This window comes from Aerolutibacter ruishenii (assembly GCF_007830115.1).
GTDB classification, from domain to species: Bacteria; Pseudomonadota; Gammaproteobacteria; order Xanthomonadales; family Xanthomonadaceae; genus Aerolutibacter; species Aerolutibacter ruishenii.
Map to the genome: position 1 here is coordinate 327311 of NZ_VLKP01000001.1, position 14023 is coordinate 341333.

10 protein-coding genes are annotated in these 14023 nt (G+C 68.6%); 5 read left to right on the forward strand and 5 right to left on the reverse strand.

All coding sequences use genetic code 11. The annotated features are described in order from the left end of the window. Position 1: 1 nt before the first annotated feature. Positions 2 to 1093: a 4-hydroxyphenylpyruvate dioxygenase gene (gene hppD, locus IP93_RS01550; RefSeq protein WP_144811274.1), complete on the reverse strand. Its 1092-nt coding sequence runs from the start codon at positions 1091 to 1093 to the stop codon at positions 2 to 4. Between the two features lie 97 nt (positions 1094 to 1190). On the opposite strand from hppD, the gene IP93_RS01555 reads away from it, so the two are divergent. Further along, the gene (locus IP93_RS01555) at positions 1191 to 1661 is read left to right on the forward strand and encodes a MarR family winged helix-turn-helix transcriptional regulator (protein WP_144811275.1); all 471 of its coding nucleotides are present in this window, start codon (positions 1191 to 1193) and stop codon (positions 1659 to 1661) included. Between the two features lie 140 nt (positions 1662 to 1801). On the opposite strand, the gene IP93_RS01560 is transcribed toward IP93_RS01555, so the two are convergent. Next, on the reverse strand, positions 1802 to 3310 hold the full coding sequence (locus IP93_RS01560) for a peptide MFS transporter (protein WP_144811277.1): 1509 nt from the start codon (positions 3308 to 3310) through the stop codon (positions 1802 to 1804). A 197-nt stretch (positions 3311 to 3507) separates the two neighbouring features. Beyond that, the gene (locus IP93_RS01565) at positions 3508 to 4389 is read right to left on the reverse strand and encodes a tryptophan 2,3-dioxygenase (RefSeq protein WP_144811279.1); all 882 of its coding nucleotides are present in this window, start codon (positions 4387 to 4389) and stop codon (positions 3508 to 3510) included. Positions 4390 to 4550: 161 nt separating this feature from the next. On the opposite strand from IP93_RS01565, the gene IP93_RS01570 reads away from it, so the two are divergent. From IP93_RS01570 to IP93_RS01585, 4 genes are all read left to right on the forward strand, one after another. After that, entirely contained in the window at positions 4551 to 7814 is a 3264-nt protein-coding gene (locus IP93_RS01570; protein ID WP_158636244.1) for a lamin tail domain-containing protein, read from the forward strand. A 154-nt stretch (positions 7815 to 7968) separates the two neighbouring features. After that, positions 7969 to 9042: a pyruvate dehydrogenase (acetyl-transferring) E1 component subunit alpha gene (gene pdhA / locus IP93_RS01575; protein WP_144811282.1), complete on the forward strand. Its 1074-nt coding sequence runs from the start codon at positions 7969 to 7971 to the stop codon at positions 9040 to 9042. A 14-nt stretch (positions 9043 to 9056) separates the two neighbouring features. Next, entirely contained in the window at positions 9057 to 10067 is a 1011-nt protein-coding gene (locus tag IP93_RS01580; RefSeq protein ID WP_144811518.1) for an alpha-ketoacid dehydrogenase subunit beta, read from the forward strand. Positions 10068 to 10157: 90 nt separating this feature from the next. Beyond that, positions 10158 to 11579, forward strand: coding sequence for a dihydrolipoamide acetyltransferase family protein (locus tag IP93_RS01585; RefSeq protein WP_144811284.1), 1422 nt, complete (start codon positions 10158 to 10160; stop codon positions 11577 to 11579). 117 nt (positions 11580 to 11696) lie between these two features. On the opposite strand, the gene IP93_RS01590 is transcribed toward IP93_RS01585, so the two are convergent. Further along, positions 11697 to 12818 carry a fatty acid desaturase family protein gene (locus tag IP93_RS01590; protein WP_144811285.1) on the reverse strand — a complete coding sequence of 374 codons (1122 nt, stop codon included), beginning with the start codon at positions 12816 to 12818 and terminating at the stop codon, positions 11697 to 11699. Positions 12819 to 12829: 11 nt separating this feature from the next. Then, on the reverse strand, positions 12830 to 13963 hold the full coding sequence (locus tag IP93_RS01595; RefSeq protein WP_144811287.1) for a ferredoxin reductase: 1134 nt from the start codon (positions 13961 to 13963) through the stop codon (positions 12830 to 12832). Between the last annotated feature and the right edge of the window lie 60 nt (positions 13964 to 14023).

The following is a 14023-nucleotide window of genomic DNA, read 5'->3' on the forward strand; positions in this document are numbered from 1 at the left end:
GTCAGATCACGCCGCGCTTCATCTGGTCGCGCTCGATGCTCTCGAACAGCGCCTGGAAGTTGCCCTCGCCGAAACCCTCGTTGCCCTTGCGCTGGATGATCTCGAAGAAGATCGGACCGATCGCGTTCTGGGTGAAGATCTGCAGCAGCTTGCGGGTCTTGGTCTCCGGATCGGCGTCGATCAGGATCTTGTTGCGCGCCAGGCGCGGCACGTCCTCGCCGTGGTTGGGGATGCGCTGGTCGACCACGTCGAAGTAGGTGTCCGGCGTGTCCAGGAACTCGATGTCCTGCGCGCGCATCGCCTCGACGGTGTCATAGATGTTGTCGGTGAAGCAGGCGATGTGCTGGATGCCCTCGCCCTTGTACGCGTCCAGGTACTCGTTGATCTGGCTCTTCGGGTCGCTGGACTCGTTCAGCGGGATGCGCACGATGCCATCCGGCGCGGTCATCGCCTTCGACACCAGGCCGGTCTTGGCGCCCTTGATGTCGAAGTAGCGGATCTCGCGGAAGTTGAACAGGCGCTCGTAGTAGTCCGACCACTGCTGCATGTTGCCGAAGTACAGGTTGTGGGTCAGGTGGTCGATGAAGGTCAGCCCGAAGCCCTTCGGGTCCTGGTCGGCGCCTTCGATGACCACGTAGTCCCCGTACACGCTGCCGTTGTCGCCGTAGCGGTCGACCAGGTACAGCATGCAGTCGCCGATGCCCTTCACCACCGGCGCGTCCACTGCCTTCGTGTCGGCCTTGTCGGTGACCGCCTCGCCACCGTTGTTGACCACGGTGTCGAACACCTTGGCCGCCGGCTCGCGGAAGCGGATGGCGAAGCCGCAGGCGCTGGGGCCGTGCTTGGCGGCGAAGTCGGCGGCGAAGCTGTCCGGTTCCTCGTTGACGAGGAAGTTGACCCCGCCCTGGCGGTACACGGTGATCGCACGTGCCTTGTGGCGCAGCACGGCGGTGAAGCCCATGCGGCGGAAGTAGTCGTGCAGCAGCCCGCCCTGCCCGGCCGGCGCGGCGAATTCGACGAACTCGAAGCCGTTGATGCCAAGGGGATTCTCGAAGGTGGTGACCTGCATTCCGAGGTTGGGCTGGGCGTTCATGGCATGCTTCCGTAATCGCGGCCGGCCCGTACGGGTCGGCGTGAGGGGATGAGGCTTTATAGTTTCATCTGAAACAAAGATCAAGGCAACCGACCCCATGGCACCCCACCGCCAGCTCGACCTGGACCGCTTCCTGCCCTACCGGCTTTCAGTGCTGTCCAACCGGATCAGCAGTTCGGTGGCGGAGATATATTCCGAGCACTTCCAGCTGACCATCACCGAGTGGCGGGTCATGGCCATCCTCGGCCGCTACCCGGACCTGTCGGCCAACGAGGTGGCGCAGCGCTCGGCGATGGACAAGGTGGCGGTCAGCCGCGCGGTGGCACGGCTGATCGACGCCGGCCGCCTGACCCGCGGGATGCACGATGACGACCGCCGTCGTTCGGTGCTGCGGCTGTCGGCCGAAGGCATGCGCATCTACGACCAGATCGCGCCGCTGGCGCTGGATTTCGAGCGCCAGTTGCTGGGCGACATGACCGAGGAAGAGCGCGCCCTGCTGTTCCGCGTGCTCGACCGGCTGGACGAGCTGGAACTCAAGGTCGAGGCGGCCAAGACCATCCACGGCTGACGTCCGCCGACGCGGCGCCTCGGGGGTCGTCGGCGGGACTCCGCACCAACAAAAACGGCGGCCCGAGGCCGCCGTTCCCGTCCCTGCGCCCGACGGCGCCGGGGTGTGGACCGCCCGCGCATGGCGGGCGGTCTTGGGGCTTACTTCACCCCATGCATCAGGCGCTGGATCAGCGGCGCGATCAGGAACAGCACCACGCCGGCACCCATCAGGGCCCAGAAACCGAATGTGTAGCCGCCCAGCGCGGACGCGGTGGTCATGCCGCCTTCGCCGCTGACGTGGCCGGCGAACATGCCCGACAGGTTGTTGCCGATGCCGGTGGACAGGAACCAGCCACCCATGCCCAGGCCGACCAGGCGCACCGGGGCCAGCTTGGTCACCATCGACAGGCCGATCGGCGACAGGCACAGCTCACCGATGGACTGGATCCAGTACACCGCGAACAGCGTCCAGAACGGGATCTTGTTGGTGGCCGGGTCCAGCAGGCTGGACAGGGCGAACATCAGCAGCAGGAACGCCAGGCCGTTGAAGATCAGGCCCAGGCCGAACTTGCGCGGGATGGACGGGTTGGCGCTGCCCAGCTTCACCCAGATCCACGCGATGATCGGGGCCAGGGTGATGATCGCCACCGAGTTGACCGACTGGAACCACGCCGTCGGGAATTCCCAGCCGTTCAGGTTGCGGTCCACGATCTGGTCGGCGAGGAAGGTGAACGAGCTGCCGGCCTGCTCGAAGAACATCCAGAACAGGATGTTGAAGGCGAAGATCACCAGCATGGCGATGACCTTGTCGCGGGCCACCGCGCCGTTGCGGAAGCCTTCGACCAGCAGCATGCCGGCCAGGCCGATGAACAGGACGGTCAGGATGATCTGCAGCTTGGCCGAACCCATCGCCAGCAGCGAATACACCAGCGGGATCGCGGCCAGCGCACCGAGCGCGACATAGGCCACGCGATGCTTGCCCGGCGCTTCCGCCGGGGGACGGCCGATGCCCTGCAGCTGGCGGCGGCCGAACCAGAACCACACCAGGCTGATCAGCATGCCGATGGCCGAGGCGATGAACACGATCTTGTACGCCGGCATGGCGTCGGTGCCGAACACCTTCTGCGCCAGCAGCTGGGTCAGGATCGGCGCGATGAACGCACCGGCGTTGATGCCCATGTAGAAGATGGTGAAGCCCGAGTCGCGGCGCTCGTCACCGGTCGTGTACAGCTTGCCGACCATCGTGGAGATGTTCGGCTTGAACAGGCCGTTGCCCACGACAATGGTGGCCAGGCCCAGGTTGAAGATCTGCTGGCTGGGCAGCGAGATCATGAACAGGCCCGCGGCCATGAACACCGCGCCGAGCAGGATCGAGCGCTGGTAGCCGATGACCCGGTCGGCCACGTAACCGCCGAAGATCGCGCCGGCGTAAACCAGCGCCAGATAGGAGCCGTAGGTCAGGTTGGCCGACGCCTGGCCGGACGGGTCACCGCCATGGAACTGGGCGACGATGTACAGCACGAGTGCCCAGCGGATGCCGTAGAACGCAAAGCGCTCCCAGAACTCCGACATGAACAGCATCCACAGGGGCTTGGGATGGCCCAGGATCTGCGGGAACTGAGGAATGGGCGCTTCGTTGCCCTGGCTGGGTGCTGCGGCTCCGCTCATGCGGGGTCCCCTGTATGGCTCAAAAAAGAAAGGTGCAGCCCGCGCGGAGGGCGCGGGACCCGGGAGATTTACCGGCTGTGGGCGGCTACGTCAAACCGGCGGCGCATTGCTGCGCCGCAGCATCCCGCGCGACCCTGCACAACGACGCATCACCCGCCGGGTGCGAAAGGCGCCGTGGAAAAGGTATCCCGCGCATCTCAGCCCGCCGGGGCGCCGTAGCCGTTCCCCGTGCCGATGGAGGTCCGCACTTCGAACAACTCCGGAAAGAAGGTCAGCTCCAGCGCCTGCTTGAGGAAGCCCACGCCGCTGGAGCCGCCGGTACCGCGCTTGAAGCCGATGATGCGCATCACGGTGCGCATGTGGCGGAAGCGCCACAGCTGGAACTGGCTCTCCAGGTCCACCAGGTCCTCGCATAGCGAGTACTCGCGCCAGTACGTGTCGGTGTCCTCGTAGATCCGCTCGAACACCGTGCGAAGCGCGGGGTCGGACACGTGCGGCTGGCTCCAGTCACGCTGCAGGTGGTGCGCGGGGATCGTATGGCCGAACCGCGACAGATACTGCAGGAAATGTTCGTACAGGCTCGGGGCGTTGAGCACCTCGGCCAGTCCGGCCTGCAGCCCGGCGTCATGGGCAAACACCTTGAGCATGGCGGCGTTCTTGTTGCCCATCAGGAACTCAATGGTGCGGTACTGCAGCGACTGGAACCCCGACGACGGGCCGAGGATCGCGCGGAAGCCCATGTACTCCGAAGGCGTCAGCGTCTCCAGCACGGACCACTGCTCGGTCAGCTGGCGCATCACCAGCTTGCAGCGCGCCAGCACCTTGCGCGTCTGCCACACCTCGTCGCGGCCCAGGTGGGCAATGGCGGCGCGCAACTCATGGATCATCAGCTTCATCCACAGCTCCGATGTCTGGTGCTGGATGATGAAGAGCATCTCGTCGTGGTGCGGGGGGCTGGACAGCGGCTCCTGCGCCGACAGCAGGCGCTCCAGGTGCAGGTATCCACCGTAGGTCATTCGCCCGGAAAGGTCGGTGTGGATGCCGGTTTCCAGTTCGCGCTGGTTCTTGTCGACGGTCATGGGGACGCCTCGGAATAGCCCATCAGCGTACCCCAGCACCGCGGGGATGGCGCAGCGCGGCATGCAATCGTCATCTTCCTGCCATACCGCACGGGCAGGCTGCCTGCACCTTCATGCCCGGCGCATGCATGCCAACCGCCGGCCGCCACCAGGGGAACACCATGCACAACCAGATCAGCCGTCACGCGGCCGTGGCGCTGTCGCTCGCCATTCTCGCCTGCGCGGGAAGCGCACAGGCACAGGTGGTGATCAGCCAGATCTACGGCGGGGGCGGCAACGCCGGCGCCACCTACCGCAACGACTTCATCGAGCTGCGCAACCTCGGCGCCGCGGCGGTCAACCTCAACGGCTGGAGCGTGCAGTACACCTCCTCCGCCGGGACCACCTGGAGCGGCCGGACCAACCTGACCGGCAGCATCGCGCCGGGCGGTTACTACCTGGTCCAGCAGGCGGCTGGCAGCGGTGGCACCGCCGCACTGCCCACTCCGGACACGACCGGCGGCATCGCCATGTCGTCAGCCAGCGGCAAGGTCGCGCTGGTGCGGTCCACCACCGCGCTCACCGGCGGCTGTCCGCTGGCCGATGCCAACCTCGAGGACTTCGTCGGCTTCGGCAGCTCGGCGAACTGCTTCAAGGGGGCGGCGCCCACCGGCACGCTGTCCAACACCACCGCCGCGCTGCGCAAGGGCGACGGCGCGACCAACAGCAACGACAACGCCGCCGACTTCGTGGTGGGCGCACCCGATCCGCGCAACAGCGGCAGCACGCCGCCACCTCCGCCGGAACCGGCGGTCGCGCTGAGCATCGCGCAGATCCAGGGCAATGGCCTGGCATCGCCGCACGCGGGCAAGCGCGTGGTGACCGAGGGCGTGGTCACCGGCATCCGCTTCAACAACGGCTTCTTCCTGCAAGGCGCCAATGACGACGGTGATGCCACCACCTCCAACGCGGTGTTCGTGTTCACCCGAAGCGCGCCGCCGGCAAGCGTGCGCGTGGGCCACCGGGTGCGGGTAACGGGCAAGGTCGAGGAGTTCACGCCGTCCAATCCCAACCAGCTGAGCATCACCGAGATCACTTCGCCCGAGGTGGAGCTGCTGGCCAGCGGCATGGCCTTGCCGGCCGCGGTGGCACTGACCGCCGCCGACCTGGCGCCGCAGGCGCGGCCGGACACGCTGGAACGCCTGGAAGGCATGCGCGTCAGCGTCGCCCAGGCCGTGGTGGTCGGTGCCGCCGATGGCAGCATCAACGAACGCAATGCCACCTCCACCAGCAACGGCATCTTCCACGTGACCCTGCCGGACGTGGCGCGACCGTTCCGCGAACCGGGCATCGGCGCGCTGGACGTGATCCCGATCCCCGCCGGCAAGAACCCGCCGCGCTTCGACACCAACCCCGAGCGCCTGAGGGTGAACAGCCGCGGCCAGGTCAATGCGACCCTGCTGGCGGTGGATGTCGGCGCCAAGGTCGGCGGACTGGTGGGCGTGCTGGATTACGTGTCCGGCACCTGGACGCTGCTGCCCGACCCGGCGAGCGAAGCCGTGCCGGCGCCGACGGTGGCCGGTGGTCGCATGCCCGAAGCGGTCAACGACGCCGACTATGACGCGGTCACCGTGGCCGGCTTCAACCTGCTGCGCTTCTTCGACGAGGTCGCCGACAACAACGGCGCGGCGACCCTGACCGCCGCTGCGCTGGACAAGCGCTTGGCCAAGACCGCCGGTGCGATCTGCGATTACCTCAAGGCGCCGGACATCCTTGGCGTGGTCGAGGTGGAGAACCTGCGCGTGCTGGGCCTGCTGGCCGAGCGCATCAACACCGGCTGCGCGCGTGCGCCCGCCTACGTGCCGATGCTGGAAACGGGCAATGACGTGGGCGGGATCAACGTCGGCTTCCTGGTCAGCCAGCGCCTGGTCGGCGGTCAGCCGCGCGTGGTGGTCGAATCGCTGACCCAGTTCGGCAAGGGCACCACGCTCAGCAATCCGGACGGCAGCAGCGCCCTGCTCAATGACCGGCCGCCGCTGGCGCTGCGCGCGCGCGTGCAGCAAGACAATGGCGCCCGCTTCGACGTGACGGTGATCAACAACCACCTGCGCTCGCTCAACGACATCGACGACACCACGCCGGGCAGCGGCGGCTGGAGCACCGGCGGCGCGCGCGTGCGCGCCAAGCGCGGCGCCCAGGCGGCGTACCTGGCCGGGCTGGTGCAGTCGATGCAACAGGAGGATCCCAACCGCAACATCGTGCTGGTGGGTGATTTCAACGCCTTCGAGTTCAACGACGGCTACGTCGACGTGCTCGGCGTGATCAAGGGCGAGGCCGCCGCCGAGGACCAGGTCATCTCGTACGTGGCCAGCCCGGTCACCGCGCCGCTGATCGACGGCTCGCAGCTGGTGGCCGACCCGGCCGCACGCTACTCGTACGTGTACGAAGGCAATGCGCAGTCGCTGGACCACGTACTGGTCAACGAGGCGCTGCTGCTGGGCGCGGGCAACCTGCGCGTGGAACACGCACGCATCAACGCCGACTTCGGCGTGCACCACTACGGCGATGCCAGCGTGCCGCTGCGCGTGTCCGACCACGACCCGGTGCGCGTTGCGATCAGCGTGCCGTCGTTCCGCAGCGCCGACCTGTCGGTGAGCGTGGCGCAAGCCGCGTCGAGCGTGCACGTGGGTGACGACGCGGTGTTCAACGTGACCGTCGGCAACGCGGGCCCCGGTGCTGCCGAGTTCGCCGCCATCGCTTTCGCGGTCGAAGGCGATGCGATGCCGGTGGTCGCACCGGCCGCGGGCTGGACCTGCGACGCGCCGGTGGCGCAGGCCGGCAACACCAGCGTGAGCTGCACCACGCCAGCGCTGGCCGTCGGCGGCACCGCGGCGTTCACGGTGCGCGTGACCGCGCCCGATGCACTGGGCGGCAAGCAGCTGCGCCTGGCCGTGGCCGTGCGTTCGCAGATCACCGATCCGGCCAACGCCGACAACCAGGCGGAAGCCTCGGTCGCGGTGGAAGCGCTGGCCGACCTCGCGGTCACCATCGACGACGGCAACACCTATCGCGTGCCGAAGAAGCTGCACTATGGCCACACGGTGCCGTTCGCTGTCGCCGTGGCCAATGCCGGCCCCGACGCGGCGTGGCAGCCGACGCTGCGCCTGCAGGGCGACGCGCCGGCCGCGAACGTCGCCCTGGAGGCACCGGCGGGCTGGACCTGCACCGTGGACGGCGACGACGTCCGCTTCACCGCGCAGTGCGCCTTCGCCGGCGCACTCGCCGCCGCCGATGCGGCGCGGATCATCGCTCGCGTGCTGGTGCCGGCGCGTCCGGACAGCACCGGCTTCCTGCATCTGCAGGCCGAGGTCGGCATGTCGACGCCGGAACGCCGCGCGATCGACAATACGGCGCAGTACGCCAACCGTATCGTCGGCGTACCCTGAACGCGACCAACGGCTGCTTCAATCACCCGGTAGCGAAGGAAGCGCGGCACATGCCGCGCTTTTTTCGTTTTGTCATGCCGCAGCGCGCAACGGCACTTTACGGTCGCCCGCCTATCATGTCCGGATCGATGATTCACCGGAGGAAGACCCCGCGATGACGATCGCCGCTCGCTACGAGATCGAGTACCTGCAATACCTGGGGCCCGAAGGCGCCCTCGTCGCCGAGCCGCCCGCCGACCTGGCCGACCCCAAGGTGCTGCTGCCGCTGTTCAAGCAGATGCTGTTCGTGCGCACCTTCGACAGCAAGGCCATCGCCCTGCAGCGCACCGGCAAGCTGGGCACCTACGCCGCCTGCCTGGGCCACGAGGCCACCCATGTGGGCATCGGCGCCTCGATGCAGCCCGACGACACCTTCGCCCCCAGCTACCGCGAATACGGCGCGCAGTTCATGCGCGGGGTGAAGCCGCGCGAGGTGCTGCTGTACTGGGGCGGCGACGAGCGCGGCAACGATTTCTCCGGGCCGAAGCAGGACTACCCGTGGTGCGTGCCGATCTCCACGCAGATGCTGTACTCGGCCGGCGCGGCGCTCAAGTTCAAGCTGCGCGGCGAGAAGAACATGGCGGTGGCGGTGTGCGGTGACGGCGGTTCGTCCAAGACCGACTTCTACGCCGCGGTGAACTCCGCCGGTGCGTACTCGCTGCCGCTGGTGCTGTGCGTGGTCAACAACGGCTGGGCCATCTCGGTGCCGCGCTCGGCGCAGACCGGCGCCGCCACGCTGGCGCAGAAGGGCCTGGCCGGCGGCCTGCACTGCCTGCAAGTGGACGGCAACGACATGATCGCGGTGCTGGAAGGCATGCGTCGCGCCAGCGAGCGCGCGCGCAGCGGCGAAGGCGGCAGCGTCATCGAATTCATGACCTACCGCCTGCACGACCACACCACCGCCGACGACGCACGTCGCTACCGCGACGAGGCCGAGGTCAAGGACGCGTGGAAGCGCGACCCGATGACCCGCCTGCGCACCTACCTCACCGCCAAGGGTGCGTGGAGCGAGGCCGAGGAAGCCGCGTGGATCGAGGAATGCGGCAAGCGCGTCGACGAGGAGATCAACGCCTACCTCAACACCCCGGTGCAGCCGGTGGAGGCGATGTTCGACTACCTGTACGCCGACATGCCCGAGGACGTGCGCAAGCAGCGCGCCGCCGCGCTTGCCCTGGAGGGACGCGCGTGAACCAGGCCCAGACCATGACCAAGATCGATCCCAACGCCAGCACCCCCGCCGCCATCACCCTGATCGAAGCCGTCACCCAGGCGCTTGCGTACGAGATGCGCGCCGACGACCGCGTGCTGGTGCTGGGCGAGGACGTGGGCGTCAACGGCGGCGTGTTCCGCGCCACCGCCGGCCTGCATGCGCAGTTCGGCAGCAGCCGCGTGCTGGACACCCCGCTGGACGAGACCACCATCGCCGGCCTGACCGTCGGCCTGGCCACGCAGGGCATGCGCCCGGTGGCCGAGGCGCAATTCGACGGCTTCATGTACCCGATGGTCGACCACATCGTCTGCCACGCCGCGCGCATGCGTTACCGCACCCGCGGCCGCCTGAGCTGCCCGATGGTGCTGCGCGTGCCGTGGGGCGGCGGCATCCGCGCGCCGGAGCACCACAGCGAGGCCAACGAAGCGATCTTCACCAACGTGCCGGGCCTGCGCGTGGTGATGCCGTCGTCGCCGCAGCGCGCCTACGGCATGCTGCTGGCCGCGATCCGCGACCCGGACCCGGTGATCTACTTCGAGCCCAAGCGCATCTATCGCGCGTACAAGGAAATCGTGCCCGACGACGGCGAGGCATTGCCGCTGGACGTGTGCTACGTGCTGCGCGACGGCACCGACGTGACGCTGGTGACGTGGGGCGCGCAGGTGAAGGAATGCCTGGAGGCCGCCGACAGGCTGGCCGCCGAAGGCATCAGCGCCGAGGTCATCGACGTGGCGACGCTGCGCCCGCTGGACTTCGACACCATCGCCGAATCGGTCAGCCGCACCGGCCGCTGCGTGATCGTGCACGAAGCGCCCAAGACCGCCGGTTTCGGCGCCGAGATCGCCGCCCGCCTGGCCGAGGAGTCGATGTACGACCTCGTCGCGCCGGTGGAGCGCGTGACCGGCTACGACACCCACATCCCCCTGTTCCGCCTGGAGATGAAGTACCTGCCCAGCGTGGACCGGATCGTGACCGCGGCCAGGCGCACCCTGGCGGCGAGCTGACGCACGCCGACCCCATCGGACCCGCGCACATGGGCACGCGGGCCGCACCCGATAGACCGCGGACGCCACGGCGTCCAACGAGGATCCAGCATGAGTGACAAGAAGACGTTCCTGCTCCCCGACCTGGGCGAAGGCCTGCCCGACGCCACCATCGTCGAGTGGTACGTGAAGGTGGGCGATGTCATCCGCCTGGACGACAACCTGGTGTCGATGGAAACCGCGAAGGCGATGGTGGACGTGCCCTCGCCGGTGTCGGGCAAGGTGCTGCGTCTGGCGGGCGCCGCGGGCGACGTGATCGTCACCGGCGCCATGCTGGCCGAGTTCGAGATCGACCCTTCGATGCCGCAGCGCGCCGAAGGCCAGGACACCGGCCACCATCACGGTCCCAGCCATGGCGTCGGCAGTCATGCCCCCAGCGACGGTGACAAGGTAGTCGCATCCGACGATGGCGGCGCAATCAGCGCGCCAACGGCCGCCCCGGCCAAGCGCGAGGATGCCGGCACCGTGGTCGGCGCCATGCAGAGCTCCGATGCGGTGCGCAGCGAGCAGGCGGTCGCCGTCGGTGGCGTGAAGGCCATGCCGGCCGTGCGCGCGATGGCGCGCAAGCTGGGTGTGGACATCGCCCGGGTCAATGCGAGCGGTGCCGATGGCGTGGTGACCATGGACGACGTGAAGCGCGCGGCAGCGGGCGATCCGGCAGCGCTGCGGGCAGCAGGCGGCGCCAGCGCGCCTGCCGCGGCGGCCTACGCCGCGCCAGCGCAGGCCACCTCGTTCCAGCCGCAGGCCGCAGGCATCGCGCCCGCGGTCGCCGCCCGCAGCACCCTGTCGCAGTCGGGCAAGCCGATGCGCACCCAGCCGCCGGGCGTGGCCGCCAGCGGCCAGCCCGAACAGCTCAAGGGCGTTCGCCGCAACATGGCGCGGGTCATGGCCGATGCGCACGCCAAGGTGGTGCCCACCACCCTGTGTGACGACGCCGACCTGCACGACTGGCTCGGCAAGCAGGACATCACTGCGCGCCTGGTGCGCGCGATTGTCGTGGCCTGCAAGACCGTGCCGGCACTCAACGCGTGGTTCGACGGTGATGCCCTGAGCCGCACCATGCACCCCAACGTCGACATCGGCATCGCCGTGGACACCGACGACGGGCTGTTCGTGCCGGCACTGCGTAACGCCGACATGCTCGACGCACGCGGCATCCGCGAGGGCATCAACCGCCTGCGCGCGCAGGTCGAGGCGCGCAGCCTGCCGGCCAGCGAACTCAGCGGCTACACCATCTCGCTGTCCAACTTCGGCATGCTCGCCGGGCGCTACGCCACCCCGGTGGTGGTGCCGCCGTGCGTGGCCATCGTCGGCGCGGGCAAGCTCAGCCACGACGTGGTCGCGGTGATCGGCGGCATCGAAGTGCACCGCCGCATGCCGATCTCGCTGACCTTCGACCACCGCGCCTGCACCGGCGGCGAGGCCGCGCGCTTCCTCAAGGCGTTGCTGGACGACATGGCGTTGCCGCAGTAAGCGGCACGGGCTGCGCCACGCATTGGCGCAGCCGACCTGGAACGGGAACGGGCGGCGCGAGATGGCGTCGCCCGTCTTGCATCAGACGGCCAAAGTCCTGCCCGACCGTCGGGAGTTTCAGGTCGCGGGCTGCAGCGCGCACGGCCGGCTCGGCAGCGCATGGCGCAGGATGCGCCACACCACCTGGCCGAACTGCCTGGCCATCGAACCCGTGTTGTAGTGCTGGCCGTAACGCGCGCAGATGCGCCGCACTTCCACCGCCATCTCCGCATACCGATTGGCTGGCACATCGGGGAAGAAATGGTGTTCGATCTGGTGGCTCAGGTTGCCGGTCAGCACGTGCAGCCAGCGTCCGCCGCTGAGGTTGGACGAGCCGCGCAACTGGCGCAGGTACCAGTGGCCGCGCGACTCGTCCTTCACCACGTCACGCGGGAAGGTCTCCACGTGCGTGGTGAAGTGGCCGCAGAAGATCACCGCGAACGTCCACAGGTTGCGCAGGCCGTTGGCCACCAGGTTGCCCAGCAGCACCGGCAGGAAGAACGGTCCGGCCAGCGCCGGGAACACCAGGTAGTCCTTGCCCAGCTGCTTCACCCACTTGCGACCCACCGGCCGGAACTTGCGCCACATCGCGCGCGTGGTGGTGCGGCCGAACATCCAGCGGCCCAGTTTCAGCTCCTGGATCGCCACGCCCCACTGGAACATCAGCGCCAGCCCCAGCGCAGCCAGCGGCTGCAGCAGGTAAGCCGGGCGCCAACGTTGCTCGGGGAAGATGCGCAGCACGCCATAGCCCAGGTCTTCGTCCAGCCCGCGCACGTTGGTGTAGGTGTGGTGGCGGAAGTTGTGCGACTTGCGCCAGTTGTCGCTGGTGCCGGCGATGTCCCACTCGTAGCGCTGGCCGTTGAGGTGCGGGTCGCGCATCCAGTCGTACTGGCCGTGCATCACGTTGTGGCCCAGCTCCATGTTCTCCAGGATCTTGGACAGGGCCAGCAACAGCACGCCGCCGGCCCACGCGGCCCACATCCATCCGGTTGCATCCAGGGCCAGCGCCAGCGCACCAAGGAACAGCAGGCCACGGCCGGCCAGACCGGTGTAGCGCACCGCCGCGACGACACGGCGGATATAACGGGCGTCGCGTTGGCCCAGCGAATCCAGGATGCGCTTGCGCAGCGCGTCCAGTTCGGCGCCGAAGCGTTCCAGTTCGACGGCACCCAGGGCGCGATTGAGGGAATTGCGGGACATGCGGGACGGGCTCAGAGGTCGATGACGAGGTCGCTGACGGCACTGCTGACGCAGAGCTTCAGCGCGGACAGGGGTTCGGTGGTGGCTTCGCCGGTGTGCAGGTCGCGGCTGGTGCCGCTGCGCTTGCCGCAGGCGCAGGTGTTGCAGATGCCCATGCGGCACCCGGCCGCGGGCTTGATCCCTTCGGCCTCCAGCGCCGCCAGCAGCGGCATTCCGCGCGGCACTTCCAGCGTACGACCGCTGGCCGCCAGGGTGAGCTGCACGTGGCCGCCCTCCTCGACCACGCGCGGGGGTGGAGTGAACGCTTCGGCCTGGAACTCGCGGACCTGCGTGGCCAGCAGCGCGCGTGCATGCGCGACGAACTCGCCGGGGCCGCAGGCGAAGACGATGCGATCCGCCAGCGCGGGTACGCGCGCCGCCAGCAGTGCTTCGTCAACGCGGCCGAGGGATTCGTCGCTGGCGAGCGTTGCATTGATGCAGTTGGTCGCGGTGGCCACTTCACGGGTCAACGCGAAGTGCACGCTGAAGTTCGGGTGCGCAGCGGCAAGGCCACGCAGCTCACCCGCGAAGCACAGGTCGGCACGGGTGCGGGCGGAGTACACCAGCGTCAAGGGCACCGGCATGCCCTGCGCGGCCTGCGCGCGTACGTGTGCCATCAGCGGCGTGATCCCGCTGCCAGCCGCCAGGAACAGCAGCGGCGCCGTCGGCATGGACGGCAGCGTCATCTCGCCGAATGCGGGCCCCAGCTCCAGCACCTCGCCGACGCGGGCGTGGTGGCACAGGTGCGTGCTGAGCTTGCCGCCGGGCACGTGGCGCACGGTGACCGACAGCCGGCCATCGGCGCGCAGCAGGTCGGACAGGCTGTAGCTGCGGCTGATGCGCGCGCCCTCGACTTCAGCACCCAGGCTCAGGTGCTGGCCGGGCGCAAACCCGCGCCAATGGCGGTTGGGGGCCAGCAGCAGGGTGACCGCGTCGTGCGACTCCTGCCGGCGGCCCACGATGCGCGCCAGCGGACGCTCCAGCGACCACGTGGGGTCCAGGTGCGACGCCCAGAAGTCGATGAAGGCCGGCGAAACCCACGCCTTGGCCCATCGTCGAAGACGGCCCGGGCGGCGGGTGGCGGGGGGAAGACGGACAGCACTCATGAGGCGCCACTATACACAGGAACAGACAAACGTATATACACGTGTATATTAATCGTTTGG

Excerpts from the sequence above, each read along its gene's own strand:
- hppD (WP_144811274.1), bottom strand. The coding sequence starts at position 1,093 with ATGAACGCCCAGCCCAACCTCGGAATGCAGGTCACCACCTTCGAGAAT.
- IP93_RS01555 (WP_144811275.1), top strand. The coding sequence starts at position 1,191 with ATGGCACCCCACCGCCAGCTCGACCTGGACCGCTTCCTGCCCTACCGG.
- IP93_RS01560 (WP_144811277.1), bottom strand. The coding sequence starts at position 3,310 with ATGAGCGGAGCCGCAGCACCCAGCCAGGGCAACGAAGCGCCCATTCCT.
- IP93_RS01565 (WP_144811279.1), bottom strand. The coding sequence starts at position 4,389 with ATGACCGTCGACAAGAACCAGCGCGAACTGGAAACCGGCATCCACACC.
- IP93_RS01570 (WP_158636244.1), top strand. The coding sequence starts at position 4,551 with ATGCACAACCAGATCAGCCGTCACGCGGCCGTGGCGCTGTCGCTCGCC.
- pdhA (WP_144811282.1), top strand. The coding sequence starts at position 7,969 with ATGACGATCGCCGCTCGCTACGAGATCGAGTACCTGCAATACCTGGGG.
- IP93_RS01580 (WP_144811518.1), top strand. The coding sequence starts at position 9,057 with ATGACCAAGATCGATCCCAACGCCAGCACCCCCGCCGCCATCACCCTG.
- IP93_RS01585 (WP_144811284.1), top strand. The coding sequence starts at position 10,158 with ATGAGTGACAAGAAGACGTTCCTGCTCCCCGACCTGGGCGAAGGCCTG.
- IP93_RS01590 (WP_144811285.1), bottom strand. The coding sequence starts at position 12,818 with ATGTCCCGCAATTCCCTCAATCGCGCCCTGGGTGCCGTCGAACTGGAA.
- IP93_RS01595 (WP_144811287.1), bottom strand. The coding sequence starts at position 13,963 with ATGAGTGCTGTCCGTCTTCCCCCCGCCACCCGCCGCCCGGGCCGTCTT.